This is a genomic window from Mycobacterium sp. NGS34, assembly GCF_059812845.1.
The window spans coordinates 453,586-478,383 of the sequence record NZ_JCALDM010000004.1; the positions used below are offsets into that span (position 1 = coordinate 453,586).

The 24,798-nt window shown below is 65.7% G+C and carries 26 protein-coding genes; 9 read left to right on the top strand and 17 right to left on the bottom strand.

Annotation, left to right across the window (positions count from 1 at the left end):
* Positions 1-24 precede the first annotated feature (24 nt).
* Both AC5Y7V_RS13880 and AC5Y7V_RS13885 read left to right on the top strand, forming a co-directional pair.
* Positions 25-1,260: an osmoprotectant NAGGN system M42 family peptidase gene (locus AC5Y7V_RS13880; protein WP_499880592.1), complete on the top strand. Its 1,236-nt coding sequence runs from the start codon at positions 25-27 to the stop codon at positions 1,258-1,260.
* A 123-nt stretch (positions 1,261-1,383) separates the two neighbouring features.
* Entirely contained in the window at positions 1,384-1,827 is a 444-nt protein-coding gene (locus tag AC5Y7V_RS13885; protein WP_499880593.1) for a nuclear transport factor 2 family protein, read from the top strand.
* Here AC5Y7V_RS13885 and AC5Y7V_RS13890 read toward each other — a convergent pair.
* The 8 genes from AC5Y7V_RS13890 to AC5Y7V_RS13925 form a co-directional block, all read right to left on the bottom strand.
* Positions 1,824-3,029, bottom strand: coding sequence for an FAD-dependent oxidoreductase (locus AC5Y7V_RS13890; protein ID WP_499880594.1), 1,206 nt, complete (start codon positions 3,027-3,029; stop codon positions 1,824-1,826). The genes AC5Y7V_RS13885 and AC5Y7V_RS13890 overlap by 4 nt on opposite strands.
* 47 nt (positions 3,030-3,076) lie before the next feature.
* Positions 3,077-3,415 carry a hypothetical protein gene (locus AC5Y7V_RS13895; RefSeq protein WP_499880595.1) on the bottom strand — a complete coding sequence of 113 codons (339 nt, stop codon included), beginning with the start codon at positions 3,413-3,415 and terminating at the stop codon, positions 3,077-3,079.
* 43 nt (positions 3,416-3,458) lie between these two features.
* Positions 3,459-6,221: a helix-turn-helix transcriptional regulator gene (locus AC5Y7V_RS13900; protein WP_499880596.1), complete on the bottom strand. Its 2,763-nt coding sequence runs from the start codon at positions 6,219-6,221 to the stop codon at positions 3,459-3,461.
* A 121-nt stretch (positions 6,222-6,342) separates the two neighbouring features.
* A complete protein-coding gene (locus AC5Y7V_RS13905) occupies positions 6,343-7,431 on the bottom strand; it encodes a GGDEF domain-containing protein (RefSeq protein WP_499880597.1) in 1,089 nt (362 codons plus the stop codon).
* Positions 7,432-7,686: 255 nt separating this feature from the next.
* Positions 7,687-8,163 (bottom strand): SRPBCC family protein, encoded by a 477-nt coding sequence (locus AC5Y7V_RS13910; RefSeq protein ID WP_499880598.1) that lies wholly within the window; start codon positions 8,161-8,163, stop codon positions 7,687-7,689.
* On the bottom strand, positions 8,160-8,858 hold the full coding sequence (locus AC5Y7V_RS13915) for a DUF899 domain-containing protein (protein ID WP_499880599.1): 699 nt from the start codon (positions 8,856-8,858) through the stop codon (positions 8,160-8,162). The genes AC5Y7V_RS13910 and AC5Y7V_RS13915 overlap by 4 nt, the downstream gene beginning before the upstream one ends.
* A 98-nt stretch (positions 8,859-8,956) precedes the next feature.
* Complete coding sequence (locus AC5Y7V_RS13920) at positions 8,957-9,802, bottom strand: alpha/beta fold hydrolase (protein WP_499880600.1); 846 nt, start codon at positions 9,800-9,802, stop codon at positions 8,957-8,959.
* A gap of 102 nt (positions 9,803-9,904) precedes the next feature.
* On the bottom strand, positions 9,905-10,354 hold the full coding sequence (locus AC5Y7V_RS13925) for a YybH family protein (protein ID WP_499880601.1): 450 nt from the start codon (positions 10,352-10,354) through the stop codon (positions 9,905-9,907).
* Between the two features lie 92 nt (positions 10,355-10,446).
* Here AC5Y7V_RS13925 and AC5Y7V_RS13930 point away from each other — a divergent pair, with 92 nt between their 5' ends.
* Complete coding sequence (locus AC5Y7V_RS13930; protein ID WP_499880602.1) at positions 10,447-10,836, top strand: hypothetical protein; 390 nt, start codon at positions 10,447-10,449, stop codon at positions 10,834-10,836.
* A 106-nt stretch (positions 10,837-10,942) separates the two neighbouring features.
* Positions 10,943-11,173 (top strand): DUF167 domain-containing protein, encoded by a 231-nt coding sequence (locus AC5Y7V_RS13935; protein WP_499880603.1) that lies wholly within the window; start codon positions 10,943-10,945, stop codon positions 11,171-11,173.
* 65 nt (positions 11,174-11,238) lie between these two features.
* Here AC5Y7V_RS13935 and AC5Y7V_RS13940 read toward each other — a convergent pair whose 3' ends face one another.
* The 6 genes from AC5Y7V_RS13940 to AC5Y7V_RS13965 form a co-directional block, all read right to left on the bottom strand.
* Positions 11,239-11,442 (bottom strand): cold-shock protein, encoded by a 204-nt coding sequence (locus tag AC5Y7V_RS13940; protein ID WP_499880604.1) that lies wholly within the window; start codon positions 11,440-11,442, stop codon positions 11,239-11,241.
* A 103-nt stretch (positions 11,443-11,545) separates the two neighbouring features.
* Positions 11,546-12,115: an FKBP-type peptidyl-prolyl cis-trans isomerase gene (locus tag AC5Y7V_RS13945; RefSeq protein ID WP_499880605.1), complete on the bottom strand. Its 570-nt coding sequence runs from the start codon at positions 12,113-12,115 to the stop codon at positions 11,546-11,548.
* A 14-nt stretch (positions 12,116-12,129) separates the two neighbouring features.
* Complete coding sequence (locus AC5Y7V_RS13950; RefSeq protein WP_499880606.1) at positions 12,130-12,525, bottom strand: thiol-disulfide oxidoreductase DCC family protein; 396 nt, start codon at positions 12,523-12,525, stop codon at positions 12,130-12,132.
* Between the two features lie 252 nt (positions 12,526-12,777).
* Positions 12,778-13,977 carry a serine hydrolase domain-containing protein gene (locus AC5Y7V_RS13955; protein WP_499880607.1) on the bottom strand — a complete coding sequence of 400 codons (1,200 nt, stop codon included), beginning with the start codon at positions 13,975-13,977 and terminating at the stop codon, positions 12,778-12,780.
* Positions 13,974-15,440 (bottom strand): biotin carboxylase, encoded by a 1,467-nt coding sequence (locus AC5Y7V_RS13960; protein ID WP_499880608.1) that lies wholly within the window; start codon positions 15,438-15,440, stop codon positions 13,974-13,976. The genes AC5Y7V_RS13955 and AC5Y7V_RS13960 overlap by 4 nt, the downstream gene beginning before the upstream one ends.
* A gap of 200 nt (positions 15,441-15,640) precedes the next feature.
* Positions 15,641-16,003, bottom strand: coding sequence for a VOC family protein (locus tag AC5Y7V_RS13965; protein WP_499880609.1), 363 nt, complete (start codon positions 16,001-16,003; stop codon positions 15,641-15,643).
* Positions 16,004-16,124: 121 nt separating this feature from the next.
* Here AC5Y7V_RS13965 and AC5Y7V_RS13970 point away from each other — a divergent pair, with 121 nt between their 5' ends.
* From AC5Y7V_RS13970 to AC5Y7V_RS13980, 3 genes are all read left to right on the top strand, one after another.
* Positions 16,125-16,550, top strand: a complete 426-nt coding sequence (locus tag AC5Y7V_RS13970) for a cellulose-binding domain-containing protein (RefSeq protein WP_499880610.1) — start codon at positions 16,125-16,127, stop codon at positions 16,548-16,550.
* Positions 16,551-16,671: 121 nt separating this feature from the next.
* Positions 16,672-17,955: a sensor domain-containing phosphodiesterase gene (locus AC5Y7V_RS13975; RefSeq protein ID WP_499880611.1), complete on the top strand. Its 1,284-nt coding sequence runs from the start codon at positions 16,672-16,674 to the stop codon at positions 17,953-17,955.
* A complete protein-coding gene (locus AC5Y7V_RS13980) occupies positions 17,918-19,201 on the top strand; it encodes a GGDEF domain-containing protein (RefSeq protein ID WP_499880612.1) in 1,284 nt (427 codons plus the stop codon). The genes AC5Y7V_RS13975 and AC5Y7V_RS13980 overlap by 38 nt, the downstream gene beginning before the upstream one ends.
* 25 nt (positions 19,202-19,226) lie before the next feature.
* Here AC5Y7V_RS13980 and AC5Y7V_RS13985 read toward each other — a convergent pair whose 3' ends face one another.
* The 3 genes from AC5Y7V_RS13985 to AC5Y7V_RS13995 all read right to left on the bottom strand — a co-directional run bounded on the left by AC5Y7V_RS13985 (position 19,227) and on the right by AC5Y7V_RS13995 (position 21,560).
* The gene (locus AC5Y7V_RS13985) at positions 19,227-20,018 is read right to left on the bottom strand and encodes a sugar phosphate isomerase/epimerase family protein (protein WP_499880613.1); all 792 of its coding nucleotides are present in this window, start codon (positions 20,016-20,018) and stop codon (positions 19,227-19,229) included.
* Between the two features lie 121 nt (positions 20,019-20,139).
* The gene (locus AC5Y7V_RS13990) at positions 20,140-20,706 is read right to left on the bottom strand and encodes a dihydrofolate reductase family protein (RefSeq protein WP_499880614.1); all 567 of its coding nucleotides are present in this window, start codon (positions 20,704-20,706) and stop codon (positions 20,140-20,142) included.
* A 35-nt stretch (positions 20,707-20,741) separates the two neighbouring features.
* Entirely contained in the window at positions 20,742-21,560 is an 819-nt protein-coding gene (locus AC5Y7V_RS13995; RefSeq protein ID WP_499880615.1) for an alpha/beta fold hydrolase, read from the bottom strand.
* 343 nt (positions 21,561-21,903) lie between these two features.
* On the opposite strand from AC5Y7V_RS13995, the gene AC5Y7V_RS14000 reads away from it, so the two are divergent.
* Both AC5Y7V_RS14000 and AC5Y7V_RS14005 read left to right on the top strand, forming a co-directional pair.
* Positions 21,904-24,177 (top strand): putative bifunctional diguanylate cyclase/phosphodiesterase, encoded by a 2,274-nt coding sequence (locus AC5Y7V_RS14000; RefSeq protein ID WP_499880616.1) that lies wholly within the window; start codon positions 21,904-21,906, stop codon positions 24,175-24,177.
* 291 nt (positions 24,178-24,468) lie between these two features.
* Positions 24,469-24,714 (top strand): hypothetical protein, encoded by a 246-nt coding sequence (locus AC5Y7V_RS14005; protein WP_499880617.1) that lies wholly within the window; start codon positions 24,469-24,471, stop codon positions 24,712-24,714.
* The last annotated feature ends 84 nt before the right edge of the window (positions 24,715-24,798 follow it).

Here is a 24,798-nt window from a genome sequence, read left to right on the forward strand (position 1 = left end):
CGAACGAACCGGGAAGGAGAGACCGTGCGCCAAACCGCGGCCATGGCGGAGGCCGACCGCGCGTGGATGATCGACACGCTGCTCGCACTGCTGCAGACCCCGAGTCCGGCGGGGCGCACGGACGCCGTGATGCAGCTGATCGGCGACATCTTCGACGACTTCGGAGTGCCGTTCACCCTGACGCGCCGCGGCGCGCTGACCGCCGAACTGCCGGGGGAGTCCGCGACGATCGACCGGGCGCTGGCTGTTCACGCGGACACCATCGGCTGCATGGTGCGCGACCTCAAGGACAACGGCCGCCTCGAGCTGATTCCGGTCGGCACCTTCTCGGCCCGGTTCGCCACGGGCGCCCGCGTGCGGATTTTCAGCGACGACCCCGACGAGTTCATCACCGGCACGGTCTTGCCGCTCAAGGCAAGTGGGCACAGGTTCGGCGACGAGATCGACACCCAACCCACCGACTGGGAGAGCGTCGAGGTCCGCGTCGACCGCAGGGTGTCCTCGCGGGAGGACCTGGTCAAGCTGGGGGTGAACGTCGGCGACTTCGTCGCGTTGATCGCCAGCCCTGAACTCACCGCCGACGGCTTCATCGTCTCCCGTCACCTCGACGGCAAAGCCGGCGTCGCGATCGCGCTCGCACTGGCCAAACACGTTTCGGAGAACAAGGTGGTGCTGCCGCACCGCACCACGATCATGGTCACCATCACCGAAGAGGTCGGCCACGGGGCCAGCCACGGACTGCCCGCGGACGTCGCGGAGCTGATCTCGGTGGACAACGCGGTGTGCGCGCCCGGGCAGCACTCCATCGAGGACGGCGTCACCATCCCCATGGCCGACATGCACGGCCCGTTCGACTACCACCTGACCCGGAAGCTGTGCCGGCTCGCCGAGGAGCAAGGGATTCCCTTCGTGCGGGACGTGTTTCGCTACTACCGCTCGGACGCAGCCGCGGCGATCGAAGCGGGCGCGGGCACCAGGGCGGCGCTGGTCGGCTTCGGGTTGGACGGCAGTCACGGGTGGGAGCGCACCCACATCGACTCGCTGCAGGCGGCCTACAACCTGCTGCAGTGCTGGTTGCGAACCCCGCTGACCTTCGCCAAGTGGGACGCCAAGCCGTCGGGGCCGCTGCGCGACTTCCCGTCTTCGAAGCAGCCCGCACCGACCGAGCAATGGGTGCCGCTGGCCCGCGGCGAGCACGCCGAGCCCGGAGACGCGTCGCCGGGCTCGCACTGGCCGCCGTCGGAGGGCCCCCAGGCCTGACGCGGCCGTCACTGGCCGCGTCGGGTCTTTACCCAACCGGATCGAGGGATTAGCGTGGTGGGCCTGAAGTTAAATCAACCAGTTTATTTAGGCCGTGAGGTCGTCCCGAGTTAAGGAAACGACATGCCCGAAGCCGCTGCAAAAAACGCGAACGAAAAGCTGGTCCTCGACTTCATCCATGCGGCCTACGGCGAGCGCATGGACGTCGATGCGATGACCGCGTTGATGGCAGAGGACTTTGTCTGGCAGCTCCATGTGCCGCTCTCGCCGGTGGTCGTGGGGCGCGAGGCTGCACGCGCCGAGCTCGAGAAGCACAGCAACCTCTCGACGGGGATGATCGAGGGGAGCGAAATCCGCACCGTCGTATCGAATGCCGACACGGTGGTCGTCGAACGGGTCGACGTGAATGCGATGAACGGGACCGCGGTCACGTTCAACGTCACCGCCCTCTTCGAGGTCCGCGACGGCGCGATCACGCACTGGCGCGAGTACTGGGACACCAGCCACGTCGCTCAGCAACTTGGCATTGACCCGGCCCACATGTTCGACCCGCTCGCCGGCTCCTAGGAAGCGTGTGCGTCCGGGGTGCGCACGTGCTCGGGGCGGAAGCCGCGTCCGACGATGATCGGCGGGATGAACTGGAAGGGACCGCGGCCGATGAAGCTGGGAATCTTGATCGGGGAAAGGTCGCCGGTCAAATTGGGTTCGACGGCTCGGTTCTGGATGAAGACCTGACCGGCCTGGATGATTCGGGTGGGTAGCTCGCGGCGGCGCTGAACCTTGGCGAGATCCGCATCGGCCAACCGGTTTTCGCGAAGTGGGGCGCACAGAATATTCGCCGCGGCGACCGCATCGGCGACGGCGAGGTTGATGCCGACCCCTCCCGCCGGCGACATGGCGTGCGCGGCGTCGCCGATGCACAACAGGCCTGTGCGCCACCATTTCTCGAGCCGGTCCACCCGCACGTCGAGGTGGCTGGTGTCGTCCCAGGAGTGCAGGTCGTTGACGTGTTCGCGCAGCTGCGGTCGCGCGGCGACCAGGCGCTCCTTGAACGCCTCCAGCGAACCGTCGCGCGGGTCGGTGCCTTTCGGCATGAGATGGGCGACCTGCCAGTAGTCGCCCCGGTAGATCATGGCCATCAGCAGGCCCCTACGGGCGACCCCGAAGAGCTCGCGGGGATCGCCGGGACGCCATTTCAGCCGGAACCACAAGACGTCCATCGGCGAGTGCGCGGCAGCGAGGTTCAGGCCGGCCGCCTCCCGCACGGCCGACTTGCGCCCGTCCGCGCCGACCACCAAATCGGCACGCACCTCCAGCTCCGGCGTGCGCGCCCCGGCGACCCGGTCGCCGTCGAAGATGAGGTCGGTGACCTCGGCGTTGCGGATCAAGGTGAATTCCGTGTACGCGCTTGCCTTTTCGGCCAGGAAATCGAGGAAGTCCCACTGCGGCATCAGCGCGATGTACGGCTGGTTGAAACCCAGCCGTTTGAGCGCGCTGAAGTTACCGAAGGTGCGAAGTGTCCCGTCGGCGTCGAAGGCGACGCGCGTGACCTTGGTGTGCGGCAGGCGCAGGAACTCGTCGATTAGTCCCAGCTCGTCCATGATCCGCAGGGTGGTGGGGTGCACGGTGTCGCCGCGGAAGTCGCGCAAGAAATCATTGTGTTTCTCGAGGACGACGACCTGGACGCCGGCACGGGCGAGCAGAAGAGCGTGAACGAGTCCGGCGGGACCGCCGCCGGCTACACAGACCTGGGTTCGCAGAGCGGTCATGCGCTGACCCTACCCGGGGACGCTTGTGGCCTTACCGAAGCTAATGATCAGGTTCGCGGCCCGCCCAGTCCCCACGTTTGGCTTGGCGCTCGAAAATCCTGCCCCTGCCACCAGCCGACGGCGGCGCTGATCCGTTCCGGGGGAGCGTCGGCGTCGGCGCAGGTTTCGGCGACGACTTCGGCCGACGCGGCGGCAAACACGCCGAACGCGTAGTCGTCCGAGGGGACGGCCACTGCCATGAGCAATCGGACCTGTCCGCCGCGGGCCGAAATTGCCGCGGCGCGGTCGTTGAGGCGTTGAGCGGTTTCGCCGATCCAGTGCGCGGGCGCGCGCGGCCCATACCACTCGACAAGAAACGAGTGTGCTCCCGCCTCGATGCTCGCCATCTGGGCCACGCTATAGATGGGGGCGGCGGCTTACATCAGGGATTTACCTACTCATATCCGATTCTGATTTCTCGACTCGGAGGGCGTGGTAGAGCTCCGCGCGGGAGCGAATGCCGAGTTTGCGGTAGATGCGGCTGAGGTTGACCTCCACCGTTTTGGTGCTGATGAACAGTGCGGCGGCGATGTCGCGGTTGATCATGCCGGAGGCGGCCAGCTCGGCGACGCGCTGTTCGGTCGCGGTCAGCCCCTGCTCGCCCCGCCTGCCCGAGGTACCGCGCGCCAGTTCCGCTTCGGCGCGCCCGGCCCATGCCGCGGTGCCGAGGAGCTCAAAAGTCCGCAGGGCCTCGCGCACGGTCGCGGCGCCGGCCTCGCGGCGGCGCTGGCGACGTTGCAACTGACCCAGCAACAACTGGGTGCGGGCGCGCTCGAACGGCATCGCCAGGCGTTGGTGCTCGTCCATCGCCCGCTCGGCGGTTGTCAGCGCGGCCGCAACGTCACCCCGTGCCGCCTGCAACATCGCGCGACAACGCATACCGACGGCCAGCGCCCACGCGCGATCAAGCCGGCGGCCGTTGCGCTCCAGGACGTCAACTAACGACTCCGCCTCATCGAAGCGGTTCAGGGCGATCATCGCCTCGACGGCCTCCGGGACGAACGACGACGAGATGATTTCACTCGCGTCCGGGAACATCCGCACCATCGGCAGCAGTGGCTCGAGAGCGCTGAGCGCCGCTTGATAATCTCCGGCGGAGACCTCGACAAACCCGGCCAGTGTCGAGGGCCACTCGGCCAAACGCGTTGAGCCGCAGCGCTGGCCGGCCGCGATCGCCTCGCCCAGATCACGCCGGGCGTCGTCGAGGCGGCCGGCATAGGCGGCGACCGCGGCCCGAAGGGTCAGCGCAATGAACAGGGGGAAGTCGCCGCCGAGCTGTGCTGCCAATTCCATCGTCGCGTCGGCGGTAGCGGCCGCGCTGTCCAGCCTGCCGAGCCAGATCTCCACAAGAACAAGATGAAATCCGACGAAGGTCAGCTCGCCTTCCTCGCCCAAAACGAAGCACTGCTGACCCAGCTCCACCAACTCCTCGCGCGCCTGCTCGAGTTCACCCGTCCAAGCGCGCAAGAGCGTCCGCTGCGTGCGAGGCCGAAATGGCAACGGAATGCGGAAACTGGGCTCCGCCAGCTCGACTGCGCGACGCAACGCGGACTCGTCAAAGCCCTGACCCGCCATGAAATCCATCACGGCCCGCATTCCGAGGGCGGGGCTCAGCAAAGCCCCGGCGCCCACACGCTCGGCGTCGGCCACGGCCTGCTGAACCCGCGCATAGGCGTGCTCGGCTCGTCCGGCGTTGAGGAGGGCGAACGACAAGCTGATCGAGATGCGCACCCGTAAGTCGGCGTCAGCACCGCTTTCGCGCAGCGCGGCCTCGAGTAGCTCCGCCGCCTCGGGGAAGCTGTCGTCATAGAGGCGCACCAACCCCAGCTGATGCAAAGCCTCGGCACGGGTCGGCCCAGCCGGAAGCGCGGCTACGACTGCGTCGAGGATCTGCCGCGCGCGTCCCGGATCTCCCGCATCGAAATAGTGTGTCGCACAACGAATCTTGCGTCGCGGATCGTCGGCCCCGAGACCTAGGGCAAGTTCGAGCAGTTCGGCGGCGGCGGCCGGTGCCCCTCTGTTGCGCGCGATGTCGGCGGCCAAATCGAGGGCAGCCACCGTCTCCGCCTCTCCAGACGGGTCGGACAGGGCGAGGTGGCGGGCGCGCAACTCGGGCTCGGTGACGAGTTCGGCCAGGCGCCGGTGCATGTCGCGGCGGCGCGCAGGCCGCGCGGCGCTATAGACGCCATGCGCCAGGATCGGGTGAGTGAAGCGAAGCTGGTGTCCCTCGATGACCACCACGGCCTGCACCTCGGCCTCGCCGAGCGAGGCCACCACCTGATCCGGCGTCGAGCCGGTAGCTCGGGCCACCATCGGCACCGTGGGATCGGGCAGACTGGCCATGGCGAGCAGCACGTCCCCGGCGCCGGCCCGGCCAATCCTCGACTCGACCAGGTCGTTGAGGCTGCCCGGCATGCTCAATTCGGACATGCGCCCATCGGAGCCGAGTTCCCGGGCCAGTTCCAACGCGAAAAAGGGATTCCCACCGGCGATCTCGTGGATACGCAGCAACGCAGGACGAGCGACCGAGCGGCCCAGCCGCAGCGACAAGACCTGATGCAGCTCACCAACCGACAAGGGCCGCAGCCGGATTCGACGCACCCCATCCGGGCTGGGCAGCTGCAAACGCGAAGCGGCCTGCTCGGTCCGCGTCGTACACATAAACGCCGCCCCAGCCGGAAGCCGCCGCGCCGCATACGACACCACATTCGCGCTCGAGGTATCCACCCATTGCAGGTCGTCGATCGCAATCACCACCGGACTTTCGGTAGCGAGCCGACCGACCACGGTCACAAACGCCGCCGCGACCGCTCGGGGATCAATGTTGTGAACCTCGACCCGATGGCGCAACAGGGCGCCGTCCAACGCTTGCTGTTGCGGCAGCGGCAAATCCGCCCAAATCGAGTCATCGACATCGCCGAGCAGATCGGCCAACACCGTATAGGCCAACACCGACTCCGCCGCGGCAGGGCGCGAGCTCAACACCCGAAACCCACGCGCGCCGGCACGGCCCACCGCGTCCAACCACAGCGTCGTCTTCCCGATCCCGGGCTCACCCTCGATAACCAACGCGCACGCCTCACGCCCCACGCCATCGAGAAAATCGGCAACGACTCGTTCCTCAGTTCGCCGACCGACGACCTGCTCTGCCATATCGAATCCCCGTGCCAGGGCGCGCCCCACGTCGCGGGCACAACTGTCCCTTGGACAGGCTAAGACAGCGTGCGCCTTTTGGCGCAGCATCGAGATCGCGCTGCGGTGGGCGACGCTGCGGTCAGGACATCGCCGCCGGGGTGGGGGCGCGGTGGTGGCGGGCCTGGTTTCCGCCGCATCGCTTGGCTTCGTACATTGCGGTGTCGGCATCGGCGACCAGTTGGCGCAGTGCCTGTTCCACGTCGTCGCAACCCACGCTGCGCAACGCCAGGGTGGCGGTGCCCACGCTGGCCGTTACCGAAGCGGGGATTTCCGCGACCGCATTGCAGAACTTATGACCCCATCCCTGCGGCCGTTGTGTCGTGACGACGTCCGCGATCAGGAATTCCTCCCCGCCGACGCGCCCGACGACCGCGCTGTCATGGCACACGGCGGTCAGCGCACGGGCCGCCGCGACGAGCGCCTCGTCGCCCGCGGCGTGACCCCTGGTGTCGTTGACCGCTTTGAAGTGGTCGAGGTCGACCATGGCCACGGCCAGGAACATGTGGTCATGACCGGCCAGCATCCGGCCGATGATGGTGCGGTCGCAGGCGCGCCGATTCAGCAGGCCGGTGAGCGGGTCGCGGTCGGCGCGCAGCAGGTCCACGCCCAACGTTCTGATGACGATATGGATAGCGAAGGGGACGACCACGTTGAGTTCGAGCACGAGAAAGTAGCCGGTGAAGGCCAGCGTCGCCTCCCCGGCGGCGACCAGGCGGGCCACCTCGAGAGCACCCGCCGCGCCGGCCAGCAAGAAATTCACGACCATGTACCGGGCGGTATGGAAAAACGCAAGGTACCCGCCCGACACGGCCAGGGCCGAGCACGCCATGAGCGCGACCATCGGTTGGGTTTGCGTCACGCACCCGATCACGATGCTCGCGCTGCCGGTCATCGCGAAAAAGATCGATTGGCGGCGGGTGGGCCAGCGGGTCAGCCACAGCACCGCCATGACCAACCCGATCGATCCGGCCACCACCGAGGCCGCGAGCGAAAGGACCGGGAAAAACGGCGTCGTTCCCCACAGGACGTTTGCCGGCCACAATGCCAGCGAGGCCGAAACGCCCGCCATGATCCGGCGGGTGGGGGTGCTCAGTCCGTGGGCTTGTAGGTAGCCGGTCAGCCAGTCGAAGTGGTCAGGCCGTCGCCACGACGCCGCCAACCAACTCATTGCGTGCCTTCCCGACTGATGTATTCACCGACTCAAACCCCGCTGAAGCGTGGCGTGGATTTGTACCAAAGTAGACCGGATGGCTCGAATTAAGAAGCGAATTCCGACGGCCGGTTATCGGGCAAAACGCGCACCCAAAACACGTGTTCTAGGCGAAAACCGCGGAATTCGATCCCCTCGTCTTTATTTGGTGGCAGCACAGGAAATCAGGTTTGTTCCAGTCGCTTTGGCGTACCCGAGGGCTGCGGTCATTCGTCAGCCCGCGACGGCCCGCTCCAGCGTCGCCAGCGACGCGGCGAGGTAGTCCTCGCCGAAGATGGGCAACTCGCCGACCTGCTCGCGGAATTGTTGCGACGTACCGCTCCAGTCGTAGGTGAGGGTGACGTCGGTGCCGTCGCCGTTCGGCGCGAGGTCGTAGCGCCAGAACCAGCCGCCGGGATTGTGTTTGCCCGCGTCGTCGAGCTGACCCGGCATCCACCCGATCGCGCGGTCCTTATCGAACACGTTCACCAGGTTGTGGACCACGTAGTGACCGCCGGCCTGGGTGAGGAACATGTTCATCGCGAACATCTGGCCTTCGGCGGTGATCGGCCCGGCGTCCACCGCATCGCGGACCCAGTCGGTGGGCTCGGTGGTGCAGTGGCGGGCGGGGTCGGCGAGGACGGCGAAAATCTCCTCGGGCCTCGCGGCGATGGTGCGGGTGGCGACGTAGCGTTCGGCGGTCGTGGTCATGCGTCGTCCTTGCTTCCGTAGGCCCGGGCGATATCGGGGGAGTCGAGCCACCCCGAGTATGTCGGGCGGGACGGCCAGCCCTCAGGCGAATCGAGCCATTCCTCCTGCCGGCCCCACGGCAAGATGTCGATCAGCCCGAACGAGTGGCTGAGCTGCTCGGTGCCCCGCCCGTTCGTGTGCCAGGTGCGGTAGACGGTGTCGCCGTCACGCAGGAACACGTTGACCCCGAAGCCCCCGCCGGGCGGTGCGTCCATGTCGGCGCCGAACGAGCTCTCCGCCGAGGAATACCACTCCATCCGGTTGCCGACCTTGCGCTTGTAGACGAGCGCCTCGTCGATGGGTCCGTTGGTGACGACGACGAAGCGGGCGTCGTAGTTGTCGAGAAACTCCAGCCGGGTGAACTGGGAGGTGAAGCCCGTGCACCCGCCGCACTGCCACTCCGCGCCGTCGGACCACATGTGGTGGTAGACGATGAGCTGCGACCGGCCGCCGAACACATCCACCAGACGGACGGGTCCATCGGCCCCGATCAGGGTGTAGTCGGGCAGTTGGACCATGGGCAGCCGGCGCCGCTGGGCGGCGATCGCATCCAGCTCGCGGGTGGCGGCCTTCTCGCGCTTGCGCAGGTCGTCGAGCGCGGCGCGCCAGGTCTGCTGATCGACGATTCGCGGTAGAGCATCAGGCATCGGGTCCATCCTCTTTCGTTAGCGCTGTCAGGTACTCCGTTCTCTTAGGTATGACTGGTGGCGCGCCCGGAACTCATCGCCGACGCTGGCGAGTTAGTCGCCGCCTGCTAGGCCCGCACCGCAGCGATTGCGGCGATCGCGTCGATCACCACGTCGGGTTGATCGAGGGAGACAAAGGTTTTCGCATTGGGAACCTCGATCAGCTCGGCGTTGCTGAACAACGCCGCGAGGCGCCGGCCCAGGCCCGGGGTAAAGCAGCGGTCCCGTTGGCCCCACACCAGGGTGACGGGCTTGGTGAATCGGGGGAGGCGGGTGGCCACGTCGGTGAGATCGAAGCGGGCCACACTCCGCAGCAACGCCGCGAGGTCGCGGCGGATGCACACGTCCTTCAGCCCGGGTTCCAGCCAGGCGGCGGTGACGTCCGGATCGGGCTTGCTGATGAGCAGGCCGAAGCCGAGCGGCGACTGGCGCAACGCCCGCAGTTTCATCTGTCCGAATAGCGCCTTGATCGAGGCGGGGCCACGAAGCAATCCGAATGCGAGGTCAAACGGGAACGGCGGGCACTTGTCGAAGGCGTCGCAGTTGGTGAGAACCAGACGACCGATTCGGTCCGGATGGGCATCAACGACCAGTTGGCATATTCCGCCTCCGGTATCGCTGCCGACCAGGGTCACGTCGGAAAGGTCGAGGGCGACGAGGGCGTCGTAGACCAGCTCGGCGACGCCGGGCAGCGAGAGCACGGTGGCGTCGTTGACCGGGGTGCGGTGCGAGCCCAGGGGCCACGTTGGCACGATGCAACGGAACCCCCGGCGCGCCAGGCCGTCGGCGACCTCGCGCCAGAGCCGCCCGTCGACGAGGATGCCGTGGACGAACAGGACCGGCGCGTGCGGTGAATCCTGCGGTCCGAATTCCTGGTATTCGATGGTGGCCTGCCGAAGTGCGAGCTGTGGCATGTCGTCGTTCCTCCTTGCGCGTGTTCGTTCCGACCTTTATCTGTCATCGCACTTCACGGCCGCTGCCAGGGCTACGCAATGGACTGCCAAGCACTGCCAATCTCAGGGCCGCAGGTTCAGCAGCCCGGCGCCGGTCGGCAAATCCAGGGGTACCGACACGTGGTCGTGCGCGATGAACCACTGGCCATCGAGCTTGCGGAAGCAAGTCGTCGCTCTGACCCAGAAGCCGGCGGTCGTCGTGCCGCACTTCAGCGTGCCGCTGAGGCGATTCAGGCTGTGCGCAAACGCCACGTCGCCGCCGACGGTGACGGTGAGGTCGCGAATCTCGTAGCCGAGTGGGTGCTCGTATGCCGCGAACACACGCTCCCAGTTTCGCCGTTTCGCTTCCGCCGCCAGGTGTTGCAGGGGCGGTTCCAGGTCGAAGGACACGACGTCCGGCGTGTAAATCGACATCACGGCTTCGAGATCCGCGGCGCGGATCGCGCCGGCCAACTGGTCCGTTCGCCGGCGAATGCCGGCCTCGTCATCCGAGCGTTGAGTAGCAACCGTCACAGGATTCACGCTAGCCGCGCGCGACGGGCCTTGACCTCTGTGCGCGGGCTCGGTTCGATGATGTGTATCGCCGAAAGGGGGAGGGCCCGCAAATGAAGATGTTCGTTCGCGACGCGCTGGTCGTCGTGACGGGGGCGTTGGCGTCGATGGCCGCCGTGACGATCGTGACGCCGGCGGTGAGTTCGGCCCAATGCGCCGACGGCGAGTGGTGGGACGCGAAGGCCAACACGTGTCGGCCAGCCGGGGCGCCGCTACCCCTTGGATGCGACCCCGGACAGTGGTGGGACCCGACGGCCAACGTGTGCAGGCCGCTCGGCGTCGGGCCACAACCCTTGGCGTGCGATCCGGGCCAGTGGTGGGACCCGACGGCCAACGTGTGCAGGCCGCTCGGTGTCGGCCCGCAGCCGCTGGCATGCGACAACGGCTGGTGGTGGGATCCGACGTCCAACGCGTGCCGTCCGCCGCTGGTGCCGCCCGGGTAATCGGCGGCGGCATGGGATCGCCGAAAGTGAAGCAGTGGCGGGATTTTCGCCGTTTTCTCGCCGTAGCTTCACGCTCGGCGCACGGCCGTCGACCTCAGCTACGAGCATGAGCGACTGCGTCGTCGTCAAGGTCAAGCCCGGCAGCCGAAAGGGACCGCTCGTCGAAGTCGGCCCCGATGGCGAGCTGACAATCTACGTCCGGGAGCGGGCGGTGGAGGGCAAGGCCAACGAGGCGGTCGCCCGGTTACTGGCCGAGCACCTTCAATTGCCAAGAAGCCGAGTCGAGTTGGTGTCCGGAACGACGTCACGGATCAAGCGTTTCCGGGTGAGCCGTTGACTGGATGAAACAAAGCGGGCTGGTGCGAATTACCGCACCAGCCCACTGTCAGGTATGTGAGTTCCCTAGACCGCTGTGACTCCTACTGCCTGGGGCCCTTTGGCTCCTTGCCCAACCTCGAACTGAACCCGCTGGTTCTCCTCGAGTGAGCGGTAGCCGCTGCCCTGGATCTCGGAGTAGTGGACGAAGAGATCCTTGTCGCCCTCGTCAGGGGTGATGAAGCCGAAGCCCTTCTCACCGTTGAACCATTTCACAGTTCCCTGTGCCATTTACTTACTTCTCTCATTTCAAATTGGATGTACCAAAAACATCCAAGCGGATAGGGTAGCACGCGCCGACCCCGTTGTTGAAAATCGTTCAGGCGCTGCGAAATCAGCTCGAGGCGCTGAGGATCTTGATCGCGAAGACGAGTGAGTCGCCCGGGCGGATTCCGGCGCTGGGCTGACCGCTCGGGTAGCCATCCGCGGAGGTCATCGCGACCGCAACGGTGGACCCGACTTTCTGTCCGGCAATGGCCTTTTGGAAGCCCGGCACGACGCCGGTCAGGGGGAAGTCGACCGGGGCGCCGCGTTCGTAGCTGCTGTCGAACACCGAGCCGTCACGCCCGTTGACGCCCATGTAGCAGACGGAGACCTTCGCCGTGCCCGGGACCACCGGCCCGTCGCCGGCGTGCAGCGTCTGCACCTGGGTCTGGGTGACGCTGAACGGCGCCGTCACGCTGATCCGCGGAGCGGTCGTATCGGTGGATCCGGTGACCGCGACGCTGCCAGTGGTGCCGGTCAGCGTCCATTCGGGCGTGCCGGCGTTCTGCGGTGCCGCGGTCGGGCACGAGCCGGCCGCGATTGCCGTCCCGGGTGCGGCCAGAGGTAGAACGAGCGCCGCGACGCAAGCCGCAAGCGTGATGGAGGATGACTTCACGGCCGTCACGCTACAGCCACTCATTTTCTGGAGTCGTGTCAGGACGCGGGAGAGGAAACGCACTCGTCGGGTTGAGATTCGCAGAATGGTGTGACGCCGCGGAATCGGTACCGGTGTGCGGCCACCCACCGATAGACCGCCTCCTGCAGTGAACGGATTCCCGGCAGGCGGTAGATGCGCAGCGGCAATTGCGTTCCCAGAGCGGTCGATAGCGCCGCGTTCATCGCCTCCGCCCCGGCGAACACCGCGCCAGATGAATCCAGCCACCAGCTAGTTTCCGGCAAGCGTTCGGTCGCGACGCCCAGCCGCTCGGAGATTCCCGGCTTCTGCATCGGCTCCGTTCGCAGCCGCCCAGACTTGTCGAGCCGGAGGAGGACGTTGCGCGCACGCGTGCACACCCCGCACTTTCCATCGAAAATCAGAACGCCGTCCATACCCTCAATTGTGCCCCGTTCCGCATGGAGCATTAGTAGACGCTAGCGTTTCTTATCTACACATAGCAGGCTCATAGCGATTAGCGAACGTTACCGTCTACAATCTGCAGATCGAAGGCGCCCTGTACACCGCACCATCGCCTTTCGACGACCCAACCGCGCCGATCGACGTTCAGGCCCTGCGCGCGTGGTGGGACCGCCAACGACAGGAGAGACAGGTCGTCGACCGACGGAGGCCGACGCGGGCCGCGTTCACTCGTCAGAGATAGCCGCGGGCTGCGGGACGCCGGCCAGTTCGTCGGCCACGGCATCGAAAGCGTGCAGCGTGTCCAGCATGTGCGGCTCGTGCGAGTGCTGCTGGGTGGATAGCTTTGCGGCGACCACCTCGGCGGCGCGGTTGACGTAGATCATCTGACCGCACATGCCCAGGCACAACGCGACGTTGCTGCCGGGGTAGGGGAGCCACACTTGGTTGCGGTACATCCCGCCGGGCAAATCTGTGTCGTGGTCGGGGCTGGCGGCGAATGCCTGGCGCGAATCGGGCCCGCCGTTGAGGGTGTCGGCGATCCACGCCGCGGGCACCACCTGCTGGCCGGTCAACGAGACACCGTCGCGCAGCAGCAGCGACCCGAACCGGATCATGTCGGTAAGGCAGGCGTTGATGCCGCCGTCGAAGAATCCAGTGCCCGCCGCGTCGACGGCGATGGTGGCGTCGTGTTGGGCGCCGATGCGGCTCCACAACAGTTCGGACATCAGTTCGGGCATTCGCCGGCCGCCGGCGACTTCGCAGATCCAGCCGAGCACGTCGGTTTCGCACGAGCGGTATTCGAAGGGGCCGCCGTGAGCGGACTTCCGTCGCAAGGTCAGCAGGAATTCCTGCAGTGTGGACGGGGCGTCCGGACGACTTCTGGGCGCCCAACCCATCGCCTGGTCGAGCAGGTGTATTTCGGCGGCCGGGTCATCGTAGTTTTCGGAGAAGGCGATACCCGATCGCATGTCCAACAGATGACGCACCGTCGCGCCGGCATATCCGCAATTCGCCAGTGCGGGAACGAAAGTGGTGACCGGCGCGTCAAGGTCGATGGCGCCGGCCTCGTGCAGCGCGCCGACGACGGCCGCCACCAGCGACTTGCTCACCGAGAACAGAAGGTGGCGGGTGTCGGCCCCCATGCCGTCGAGATACTCCTCGGCCACCAGCGACCCGCGCCAGGCGACCGCCCACCCGTCGGTGGCGGTGGCGGCCATCACCGCGCCGACGGTGGTGGCCGCTCCGCTGGTACTGGTCACCGGGATGTCGCGCAGGGGAGCGGGGGCCGACGGCAACTCCACGGCCGGCGCCGTCCCACGCGGGATCAGCGCGGTCGGCACGAAGTCTTCGACGTGCTGGAACGACCAATGCGAATAGGGCGCCGACAGCCAGTTGTCCAGTGAAATACCGGCCGGGGCGCTCACGCCCGTGCGACTAGCCGCGACACGATCGGCGCCGCCGGGGTCAGGGGTGTGGAGACGAATTTCGCCTTCATGCCTTTGACCCAGCGTTGGCAACGGTCGCTCAGCTGATAGTCATCCGTCTGCAGGTGCGAGCGGGTGACGAGCACGCCGAGTTGGGCGCCCTCGGAACGTAAGTCACCGGGAGCCGCGACCCGCATGTAAAAGGCCTCGGACCCGTCGAGCAGTGTGGCCCAGTCGTTGGCGGTCCGCGAAAAGGAGACCCGACCCTCGTCGTCGATGCGCCATACCCCGGTGCGTGGCGTCGCGGTGAAGATCTCGATATCGGGGGAGGTCTCGGTGAGTATCACCTGGCCCCAGACCTCGTCCTCGCCATAGCCGCGCTCCCAGCGCGAGTTGATCTCGTCGATGTCGAGCTCGTAGTCCACGCCCATGTACTCGAGCAGGTGAAAAAGAAACAGCGGCATGTCGGCGTAGGCCTCGGTGGTCAGGTTCGTCATCGGGCTCGCGCCACTGAGGCGCGGGTTCACCTCGCCGAGGTAGAGCTCGTCGGAGTCGAGGTCGTGCAGAAGGTCCACCTCGAAGTAGCCGAGATAACCCTCGCGGCGCATCACGTCGCCCAGCTTTGTCACCATTTCCCGTGCGGCGTGTGTCTGTGCGGGCGGCAGCACCTCGTGCCAGATGTCATTGCCGCACCAGCTGCCCCGGCTCGGCGTCAGCTCGGAATAACCGACGAGGCTGGTCATCGCGGGCCCTACCACGGTGCCGTGGCGGGTCACGGCGCCCTCGAGGCACACCTCCACATTGCGGATCCGCTTCATGACCTTGAGGTCCTGACCGACCAGGTCACCGGCGCTCTTGTCCCAGTCCTGCTGGCCGTGGACGAAGAACGTCCCGCTGCCGGCATTGCCATACGCGATCGAGATGACGAGGTCATCTCCCAGGCCGGCGCCTTCTGCGAGCGCCAGCAATTCGTCGTAGGAGCCGGCCCGACCGATCGTGTTGGGCACGCTCGGCACGCCCGCCCCGTCGGCGAGGCGCGTCATGACGATCTTGGAGCCCAGGCGATTGCGCAACTCGATCGGCGGATGCATGACCTCGAGGCCCGCGGACCGTGCGAGCGCCTGGATTTCCTCGTTCATCATCACGAAGCAGCACTTGCCGCCGGGGCCTTTGCCCGCGATGAATTCGAGCGTCTCGGGATCGGACAGGAGGTGGCTGCACACCTCGTCCATGGAGTCGAAATCACGGCGGTCGCGTCGGCGCGGCACGAAGACGCGCGAGTGCGTGCCCTCGAACGAGTCAAAGTAGGTCAGGTAGAAGAAGTTTCGTATCCAGCGGTCGACGCCCAAGAGGTTGAACGGCGTCGGGGAGATGAAGAACAGTGGCGTCTTGTTGGTGTGAAAGAACGCGCGAATATCCGACAGGCCATGCAACTTGCGGGGCGGCGTCGCGTCGGTTTGCATGTTCACACCACCCGCGCTGACGTCGGCTCAAGGGTCCCGCGCAGCGATAGCCGGTCAGCAGAGGACGCCGCGATCGGCGCGAGGGCAAGGAAAAGACGTACATCCATTGCACAAGTGTGCGCCACGTCCACAGCCGATGTCCCGCCGATCTGCGGGGTGACGGCTAATGGCGGCAAGCCGGTCTCCGATACAGTCCGCCGCTACGGCCGCTCGGAGAGCATAAATCGGTGTCCTTCAGGCGATCGCAGGCCCATCTCACGCAGACCCCACGGCTCGGTCGTCGGCGGCTTCAGGATCTCGGCGCCTTCCGCGACCGCGCGCCTGTAGTACTCATCGAGGCCCACCACGGTCAAATAAGCGACGTAGCTGTGGTCACCGAGATCCGATGCCGGCAGCGCCTCAGGACAGCGGCCAAGCCTGAACGTCACCGACCCGGCCGAGCAAAATGCCCAATTACCGGGGTCAGGCTCCGTCACCGTGCAATCCAATATTCGGGTGAACCACTCCGTCGCACGGTCGAGGTCATGCACAGCGAGGACGGGGTCGGCGCCGAGGAGCGTCATGTGGCCAAGTATGCCGCCATGGCAAGCCAAGATTTCGTGACGGTTTCAGTTGAGCAAAGGTATTGCAGCGCAACCGCGGTGCGACGACCCATATCGCCCGATTGGCCCTAGGTTGGCTGCTATGGCGGGACTGGACAGGGGCGTGAAGCGCTGGCGCGCAGCGCTTCACGTGAGCCTGTTGGCATTGCTGGTTGCCTTCGGACTCGGTGTCGCTCCCGTGGCTCATGCGGCCGCGGCCGCGGCGACGTTGTCGGTGGAACATACGTGGCAGACAGGATTCATCGCCAACTTCACCGTCACGAACGCGAGCCTGGCGCCGCTGAGCGATTGGAAGATTGAATTCGATATGCCGGTGGGGCAGTCCGTCTCGCATGCGTGGAATAGCACCGTTACGCAATCCGGCACCCACTTTGTCGTCACACCCGCGAATTGGAATCGCGTCATTGCACCCGGTGGTTCAGCCACAGGTGGTTTCAGGGGAGTGCTGATCGGTACCTACTCGCCGCCGTCGAATTGCGTGCTCAACGGGCAATATCGTTGCACCTAAAATAGGCGGGGCTTACCGGCAACCTGCCGGATCGGGTCCCACGTTGAATCTCGCCCACGTCCGGTGCGAGGTCGTTATCGTAAACCTCGCAAACTCACACACCGCTGGGATCGGGGTGCATGTGGAGAGCCTGGTTCAGGCGCTGGCCGCGTCGATGGATCCAGTGTCTTTGTTGGGACGCATTGCCGAGCAGGCGTGCGCGTTTATGCACAACGCCGACGGAGCGGCCGTCACCCTGCTGCGCGCCTCCGATAACGCGTACGTGACCGTTTCCGGGTACGGCGTGCTAGCCACTACGCCGGGTTTCGTGGTGCCCAAAAAGAGCAGCATCCAGGGTCTCGCGGCGCGGGAAAAGCACCCGATGCTGATAGACGATGCCCGCGTAGACCGACGACTGCCGGCACGGGTCCGCGCGATGAACAAGCACTGGGGGACTCGGTCGTGGGCCGCGATTCCCCTGATGTACAACGACCACGCCATCGGTTCACTGCTGCTGGCCGCGAGGGCACCCGGTGCGTTCACCGACGCGGACGTCGACGCGATGCTCGCTGTCAGTGAATTCGTTTCGGCCGTGATCGGCGCCCAGTCACAACTGTCGACGCTGCTGACCCACGTGATGAGCGACAGCGAGGAGCGCGGACAACGAGCCCTCACGGCCCGATTCATCGCCTCGGTGATGGTGCCCGAGGCAGTAGAGACCGAGGCGCTGCACGATCGGGTGGACGCAGTGCTGGCGCAGCCGGACGCTCTCAGCGCGGTCTTTCAACCCATCGTCCATCTGGCCAGCGGCAAGACAATTGCCTACGAAGGCTTGATACGCGTCCCCGCATCGCCGGAGCTGACCCCCACGCAGTGGTTCAGCGCTGCCCGGCGGGTTGGCCGCGGCCTCGACTTGGAACATGCCGCACTGTGCACCGTCCTGAGTGGCGCTCGCGGCATCCCTAAGGATTGTCCGGTCGCCGTAAACCTGAGCCCGAGCGCCGCGCTGGAGCCGGCGATTCAAGACGTGCTTACCGCCCAGGACCGGCCGTTGATCGTGGAAATCACTGAGCACGAACCGTTTCCGGATGACCTCGGCGCGGGCCTGAGGCATCTGCGTGATCGCGGAATCCGCGTGGCGGTCGACGATGCCGGCGCCGGATATGCCAGCTTCACCCAGTTGCTGCGGCTGCGTCCGGACGTCATCAAGATCGACGGGGAGTTGATCGCCGGCATCGACGACGATCCCGTCAAACGCGCGTTGGCGACCGCGCTGAACTCGCTGGCCTCCGAGCTGCCCGCGAAATTGGTGGCCGAAGCCGTGGAGACACCCAGCCAGCTCCAGACGCTGATTCGTCTCGGCATCGAATACGGCCAAGGCATTCATCTTGGGGCACCGCAACCAGGCGCTGATACTCCGGAATAACCGGCGGGCATCGCCTGTAATATCGGTCGCTGATCTTCGTGCAGTATTGCGATTGATTAGCGGCAATATTCTCAGGGCGGGCGAGGAGGCGTCTCTAGAGATGGCTTCGCTCGCCGAGTCCAGAAGTTTCGCGGTGTTTCGCGGTCTGGTCGGTGAATGGTGGAACGCGCCGGTCGACTACGCCGCGCAGGTTCAGTACTTCGCCAAGCGGTCGATGGCAGAGGCGATCCGAGTGATGATCGGGGTGGGGAACGGGCTGACCGTCGTGACTGCCCTGGCGATTCTTCTTCCCTGGGCCGGCCCGGATCATCTCGTATCTCGGGTTGTCGTGGCCTCGTTCGCGATCGTGGTGATGTTTTGGGTGATCCGGTGGTGCTTTCGACCATGGCCGTCACTGCCAATGTCACGCGCGTTCGTCATCACCTGCGACATCGGGATCGCCACGCTGGCGTTGTACGAACCAACGTGGCTCGCGGGCCTGTATGGGTTCAATGCGTTTACGCAACTCTCGGTCTATCTGCTGTTCTTCGACGGACCGAGATTCCTTGCGCTGCACACTTTGTGGATCTTCGCGTCGACGGCCGTGTTTGCCGTGCGGGCGGCCGCGGACGCCCACTTTGACGCCGTCGTCTTCGCCGTTAGCATCCTGGTTGCGACGACGCCGGTCCTCGCCGCGCCCGTGGGGATCCAGTTCGGCATCCGGACGCTGCGCAACGACGCCAACGAGTCGGGCACCGATCCGCTGACCGGTCTGCTCAACCGGCGGGGCCTGCACCTTTACTTCGCCGACTTGTTGAGCGATCGTCACCCCTCGGGCGGGCGGCTGGCCGTGATGGTCGCCGACCTCGACCACTTCAAAGAAATCAACGACACCTTCGGCCATCCGATCGGCGATGACGTCTTGATCCGCACCGCTCGGCGTATCGAATCCGCAGTGCGGGGTAGGGCACTAGTGGCCCGCATCGGGGGAGAAGAATTTGTCGTCATCGATGTCACCGAACCCGGCCAGACACAACGAACTGCCGAACGAGTCAGGTGCGCGGTCGCCGAACCGGCCGATCACGCTCCAGTCACCGCCAGCATCGGCGTCACCCATGTCGAGCTCGGCGTCTTCACCGCGCCGGAGGCCGACGCGATGGCCCTCCTCGACGCCAGCATTAGTCGAGCCGACCAAGCGATGCTCGACGCGAAACGCAAGGGCGGCAACATCACGGTCCACACAACGCCCGTCGATCAAGACAATTGACCCGTCGGTAGCGCTGGTCGGCGACTCAGCTCCAGTACGCGGCGGTGGTGGTGTACAAGCGTCCGGTGAGCTCGTCGACGGGTAGGTCGCGCAGTTGCGCGCTGAGGACCTCGACGCTGACCGTACCGTCCCAGCCGCGGTCCAGCAGCGTTGCCGCGAAACGGTTTAACTCGAGAACCCCTTCGCCCGGCAGAGCGCGGCGGTGCAGGCTTTCACGGATCATCCGGTCCCGATGCTCGGGTTCCAGCGCGTCGGTGAACTGCACGTAGGCGATGTCGTCCAGCGGCACCGCCGCCAGGTCCTCCCACGTGTTGGAGCTGAAGCAAAAGTGCCACGAGTCAATCGTCAGCCCGGCCCGCGCCGTCTCGCCTGCCGCCCGCACGTACGCCATGCCGTCGCCGATCGTCGGAATTGCCCCCAGCGGTGTGTATTCCACCGCAATACCCGCGCCGGCATCGTCGAAGAGCCTGGCGCAGCGTCGAATTCGCTCGGCCGGCACCCTGTCGGTGAACACCGTCAGCACCCAGTCCGCGCCAATAGCCTGCGCACGGTCGGCCAACTGCTCGGCACTTGCCATGGTGGCGGATTCGTCGTCGCCGACGATGAAAGCGAGCAATTCATGGCAACGAACTCCGGCTGCGGCATACGCCTCGACGGCGGCCGCGTCGACCCGCTCGGCGTTGATCCCCACTGCGCCGAACCCCACCGCGCTCGCCGCGGACACCAGGTCAGGCGTCGCGATATCCCACTTGCCGTCGGGCGTCAGAGCAAGCTGCACAATCGCAGGACGGTACTCCGAGCCCAAATCCGCCGCCACGCCACACAATGTTCCGGTGGAGGGCGGCATGAATGGCGCGTGCGTGGTCGCCCCCGAGGCGCTCGGCAGCGGAGCCGTGGTTGGTCGCCAGGTAGTCGTCTTCGACTGAGAAGCGGCGTATTTACGGGTAATTCGCCTCGTAGCGCAACAGGACCGTGCCGCCCGGGAAGGTGCGGTTCTCCAACAGTCGCAGCGAGATCCACGACGGGAGCCTCGGCAAGAACGGGGTGCCGCCGCCAACGGCGGTGGGCGCAACCACGATCCGGTATTCGTCCACCAGGCCGGCCTGAACGATCGGCGCGGCCAGCGTCGCGCCCGCCACCTCCAGCCTCCCGTCGGTTTCGGCCTTCAGTTTCGTCACCGCCTCGACCGGATCGCCGCGTTCCAGGCGTGAGTTCCAGCCGACGGATTCCAGGGTGCGCGAGAACACCACCTTGGGCATGTCGCGCCAGATCTGGGCGAAGTCAACGACCAAAGGGGAGGCGTCCGGGGCCTTGTCGGCGGTCGGCCAGTACGCGGACATCAGTTCGTAGATCCGCCGGCCGTAGAACGCCAAGGCGGTCTCCCGCTCGAAGTCGTTCCAGTACTGGTGCAGTTCTTCGCTCGGATCGGTCCAGTCGATGTTGCCCCTGGCGTCGGCGATGTACCCGTCCACCGACACGTTGAAGCCATAGATGAGTTTGCCCATGAACATCAAGACTGCACCGGAGCGCAAAACTCATCTCAGGATGCGATGAACGCCAGCAGATCCGGGTTGAGGACGTCCGCGTGCGTGGTCAGCATGCCGTGCGGGTAGCCGGCGTAGGTCTTCAACGCTCCGTTCGGGAGTAGGTCGACCGCTCGGGGCACCGCGCTGGCGAACGGCACAATCTGATCGTCATCACCGTGCATCACCAGGACGGGCACGGTGATCGCCGTCAGCTCGTCGGAGTAGTCCTCGAGCCAGGACGCGACTGTCTCGTAGTGAGCCTGGGCGCTGCCGGACATGCCCTGTCGCCACCAGTTCGCGATGACCGGCTCGGACGGCTCCGCCCCTGATCGGTTGAATCCGTAGAACGGACCCTCCGGCACCGCGCGAAAGAACTCCGATCGATTTCCCAAGACACCCGCCCGCACCGCGTCGAACCACTCCTGGGGTTGACCGCCCGGATTGTTCTCGGTCTGGAGCATGCTCGGGGTCGGGGAGGACACCAGTATCGCCTTGGCGACCCGCTCCTGGTGGCGTGCCACATAGCAAGCCACCTCGGCGCCGCCGGTCGAGTGCCCGATATGGACGGCCTCGCGCAGGTCGAGCTGGTCGGTCAACGCGGCCAGGTCGGCCACCCAGTGCTCGATGTCATTGCCGGTGCCGACCTGCTCGGAGCGACCATGCCCGCGCCGGTCGTGAGCGATCACCCGATAGCCGTGGTGCAGTAGGAACATCGTCTGCGCGTCCCAGTCGTCGGCCGTCAGCGGCCAGCCGTGACTGAAAACGATCGGCTGGCCCGAGCCCCAGTCCTTGTAGAAGATCTCGACACCATCCGATGTGGTGATGGTAGGCATTGCGATTCCCCCTCGCGGTCGCATGTCGCGGGCGCTCGCCGCGATCGAATGACAGTCAACCGCAAATCGCCGGTTTTTTCCTGCGAGCTCCATAACCAAGTTGACAGATACGCGCCAGTATCAGCGTCAGCACGGAAATGCATTGCTAGGCAACATAATGGGAAATGCGGCGTCCTTTACCGGTAACCACCATATCCATTCCGCCGTATGGCCCCTGCGCGTCTTTTGCCGCTAGGCCGTCTCTCGGTTGAATGTCGGGTTTGGCTCGGTAAGCGATAACGGTCCAGCGGGCAACCTGTTCTGCAAGGATTGAACGTCAACGCCGCGGGTCGGAGGGGATGCGTTGCCGTTTCAGAATCGTCGCTTGCAATTGGGACTATCGGCCGTCGCCGTCGCCGCGGCAGTCTCGAATGCGCTCGCCCCGTGGGGAGTGGCGGTCGCGCAACGCGTGCAGTTCGTCCTCGAAGCAACGCTGTGTATGGGCGCATTACTCGTTGGGCTTGCCGTCGTGGTGCGGGTGACAGGCCCGGCACGGTGGTGGCGAGTAGCCCTTCTGACGGCGATAGCCACGTTTCTGACCGCCGAATCTCTCTCGCAGCTCGGCGGTGCCGCCCACCCCGGTGGGACAGCGCCGGAGCCTGCCGTCGTCGCCTACTTCGTCGCCGGACTCTCGTTCGTCGTCGCGACGCTCCTGCTGGTGCGCGCGGACCATGATCACGACGTCCGCACCCCGGTGCGCAATTGGCCGGGGGTCGTCACGACTGTTCTCGACGGACTAGTCAGCGCATTAGCGTTCTGCCACCTGGTGTACGTCGCCCGCCTGGGCGCCATGGACGGCGCCGCGCTGCCCCGGTCGACCAACACGGCGGTCGTTTGGGGCATCGCCGCCGTGGAGCTCATCACGGTGGTGGGCGCGGTCCTCATTGCGATGTGGTACCCGCCCTACCGGCAGGGCCGGCAGAACTACATGCTCCTTGCGGCCGCGGTGATCAGCCTCGTCTCGTCTGACAGGCTGCTCGCCTACCTGCGGAGCGTCGGTGTGACGACGCTGGATCTGTGGGTCGGCGTCGGATTCATCCTCGCTCCGCTGTTGATCGCATGGAGCCTGCTCGTCCTGCCTCCGCGGCCCCGCCCGCACGACGACGAACAGCCAACCAACTGGGCACGGCTGACCCTGCCCTATGCGGGGTTCATGGGCAGCACGGCCCTACTCACGTTTCAAGTGCTGATTGGACGAGGAATCGACCTGCTCTTCGCCAGCACCTACTTGGCGATGGCGTTGCTTGTCGCGACCCGCTACCTAGTGGCTATGCGCGTGCAGCGCATGCTGACCGCACAGCTTGTCGCCGCCAAGCGCCGGCTTGCCTATCAGGCCCACCACGATGCACTGACCGGCCTGCCCAATCGATTGCTGTTGGCCGAACGGCTGGACGAAGCCATCGGCGGCGGCCCATTCGTCTTGATCTTCGTCGACATCGATGACTTCAAAGAGGTCAATGACCGCTTCGGGCATGCGGCCGGCGACGAGTTGCTGTGCGCGATCAGTGTGCGTCTGCAAGATTGCCTCGGCCAGTCCGACATGCTGGCGCGGATCGGGGGAGACGAGTTCGCCATCCTCACTGCCGGTACTGTCGACGAACCCGAGTTGATTGCCGACCAGCTCCGCGTGGCTCTGCGAAGTCCGTTCTCGGTGCATGGGACATCGGTGCGGGTGCGTGCGAGCATGGGCCTGGTAAGTCCCGGCTACGACGAGCACCCGAAGACTTCGGACGATCTGCTCCGGCAGGCCGACATCTCGATGTACACCGGAAAGCGACTGGGCAAAGACACTGCCGTGGTGTACCGCCCGGCGTTTAGTGGTTCGGAAGACTTTGCGACGGCGCTGCGAAACGCGAATGGCACCTTCCCGCAGGGCTTTCAGCTCAAGTATCAGCCCGTGGTGGCCCTACCGGACGGCACGCCGGTCGCGGTCGAGGCGCTTGCGCGGTGGACGACGCCCAGCGGGGTACAGATTCCTCCCCAGACCTTCGTCTCGCTTGCCGAAGCCAACGGCATGGGGGCACAACTCGATGCCCTGGTGCTCGATCGGGCCTGCGCGCAGATCCAAGGCGCGGGCCTCGATCTGGACCTACATGTCAACATCGGCGCCGCGCGACTCGGCAGCGTTGATTTCGAACGTGCCGTCAGCCGCACGCTCGCACGGCATGGGTTGTCGCCGCATCGTCTCGTCCTCGAGATCACCGAAACGGTCCCGATCGTCGATCTCGCCGAGGGGGCGGCCGCCATCAGACGATTGAACGAACTGGGCGTCGGGGTGGCCTTGGACGATTTCGGCACGGGTTTCAACTCGCTGACCTACCTGCACGAACTACCGGTGCAAATCGTCAAGCTCGACCGTGGCCTGGCGGCGGGTGTGGAGCCGGGACGAAACCTCACGCTGTACCGGTCGGTCATCGGCCTATGCGAAGCGCTGGGTCTCAAGGTGATCGCGGAAGGGATCGAAACCGATGAACAGGCGGAGACCGTCTTCATGGCGGGCTGCGGATTGGCACAGGGTCATTTGTTCGGGGCGGCCTCCGGGCTAACCGACATCATCTCGTCTTCCATGGGGCTGTGAGCGTCGCAGCGGCTCGATCCGGCGGAACTCGCGTGCTTCTTGTCGACAACACTCCGTATTCAATCCGCATGTGCCGCAACCGATCTATGCGTTGACTCGCCGCTTCCACTCATCGGCAAGATCACGACGCGGCCTCCCACCGCTTTCAGCGCCTCCACAACTCTGTGCTGTGACCGTTAAGGATCGTTACCGCAATCGTGATTTGCGCACTCTTATCATTCGATTAACGAGAAGTGTGAAGCTTTCGACCTCAATCACGCCGATCGGCGTCCGCGAGCCTGGGGGGCTGATATGACGATCGCACTCGCCGCGCACGAGCCGGTCGAGAAAGACGCGGCCGACGCGCGCCACGACCTCACGTCGGCGGTCGCAAGACTCAACGCGATGGCGTGGCTAGGGGACACCGTTCCCGCCGAGTTGAAGCCGCGCTGGCGACCCACGGAAGATGAGGTCGTGCGCGTGGCGATCACGGTGATCTTGGTAGCCCTCGTGGCGGTGATGGCCGTCGCCGCGGGCGCGATCTTGACAATGGGCTAGCAGCTACGTCTGCCTGCACCGGGGACAGCCCCCGGCTTCAGGTGGCTCACCACGAGGCAGTCCAGCATCTCCTCGGAGAAGTAC

What these genes read in the sequence shown, in the direction of transcription:
- AC5Y7V_RS13960 (WP_499880608.1), bottom strand. Translation starts at nt 15,440, where the DNA reads ATGCAAACCGACGCGACGCCGCCCCGCAAGTTGCATGGCCTGTCGGAT.
- AC5Y7V_RS13890 (WP_499880594.1), bottom strand. Translation starts at nt 3,029, where the DNA reads ATGACCGCTCTGCGAACCCAGGTCTGTGTAGCCGGCGGCGGTCCCGCC.
- AC5Y7V_RS14005 (WP_499880617.1), top strand. Translation starts at nt 24,469, where the DNA reads ATGACGATCGCACTCGCCGCGCACGAGCCGGTCGAGAAAGACGCGGCC.
- AC5Y7V_RS13950 (WP_499880606.1), bottom strand. Translation starts at nt 12,525, where the DNA reads ATGGACGGCGTTCTGATTTTCGATGGAAAGTGCGGGGTGTGCACGCGT.
- AC5Y7V_RS13910 (WP_499880598.1), bottom strand. Translation starts at nt 8,163, where the DNA reads ATGACCACGACCGCCGAACGCTACGTCGCCACCCGCACCATCGCCGCG.
- AC5Y7V_RS13885 (WP_499880593.1), top strand. Translation starts at nt 1,384, where the DNA reads ATGCCCGAAGCCGCTGCAAAAAACGCGAACGAAAAGCTGGTCCTCGAC.
- AC5Y7V_RS13935 (WP_499880603.1), top strand. Translation starts at nt 10,943, where the DNA reads ATGAGCGACTGCGTCGTCGTCAAGGTCAAGCCCGGCAGCCGAAAGGGA.
- AC5Y7V_RS13895 (WP_499880595.1), bottom strand. Translation starts at nt 3,415, where the DNA reads ATGGCGAGCATCGAGGCGGGAGCACACTCGTTTCTTGTCGAGTGGTAT.
- AC5Y7V_RS13920 (WP_499880600.1), bottom strand. Translation starts at nt 9,802, where the DNA reads ATGCCACAGCTCGCACTTCGGCAGGCCACCATCGAATACCAGGAATTC.
- AC5Y7V_RS13990 (WP_499880614.1), bottom strand. Translation starts at nt 20,706, where the DNA reads ATGGGCAAACTCATCTATGGCTTCAACGTGTCGGTGGACGGGTACATC.
- AC5Y7V_RS13940 (WP_499880604.1), bottom strand. Translation starts at nt 11,442, where the DNA reads ATGGCACAGGGAACTGTGAAATGGTTCAACGGTGAGAAGGGCTTCGGC.
- AC5Y7V_RS13970 (WP_499880610.1), top strand. Translation starts at nt 16,125, where the DNA reads ATGGCGGGACTGGACAGGGGCGTGAAGCGCTGGCGCGCAGCGCTTCAC.
- AC5Y7V_RS13930 (WP_499880602.1), top strand. Translation starts at nt 10,447, where the DNA reads ATGAAGATGTTCGTTCGCGACGCGCTGGTCGTCGTGACGGGGGCGTTG.
- AC5Y7V_RS13915 (WP_499880599.1), bottom strand. Translation starts at nt 8,858, where the DNA reads ATGGACCCGATGCCTGATGCTCTACCGCGAATCGTCGATCAGCAGACC.
- AC5Y7V_RS13995 (WP_499880615.1), bottom strand. Translation starts at nt 21,560, where the DNA reads ATGCCTACCATCACCACATCGGATGGTGTCGAGATCTTCTACAAGGAC.
- AC5Y7V_RS13945 (WP_499880605.1), bottom strand. Translation starts at nt 12,115, where the DNA reads ATGAGTGGCTGTAGCGTGACGGCCGTGAAGTCATCCTCCATCACGCTT.
- AC5Y7V_RS13900 (WP_499880596.1), bottom strand. Translation starts at nt 6,221, where the DNA reads ATGGCAGAGCAGGTCGTCGGTCGGCGAACTGAGGAACGAGTCGTTGCC.
- AC5Y7V_RS13905 (WP_499880597.1), bottom strand. Translation starts at nt 7,431, where the DNA reads ATGAGTTGGTTGGCGGCGTCGTGGCGACGGCCTGACCACTTCGACTGG.
- AC5Y7V_RS13965 (WP_499880609.1), bottom strand. Translation starts at nt 16,003, where the DNA reads ATGACGCTCCTCGGCGCCGACCCCGTCCTCGCTGTGCATGACCTCGAC.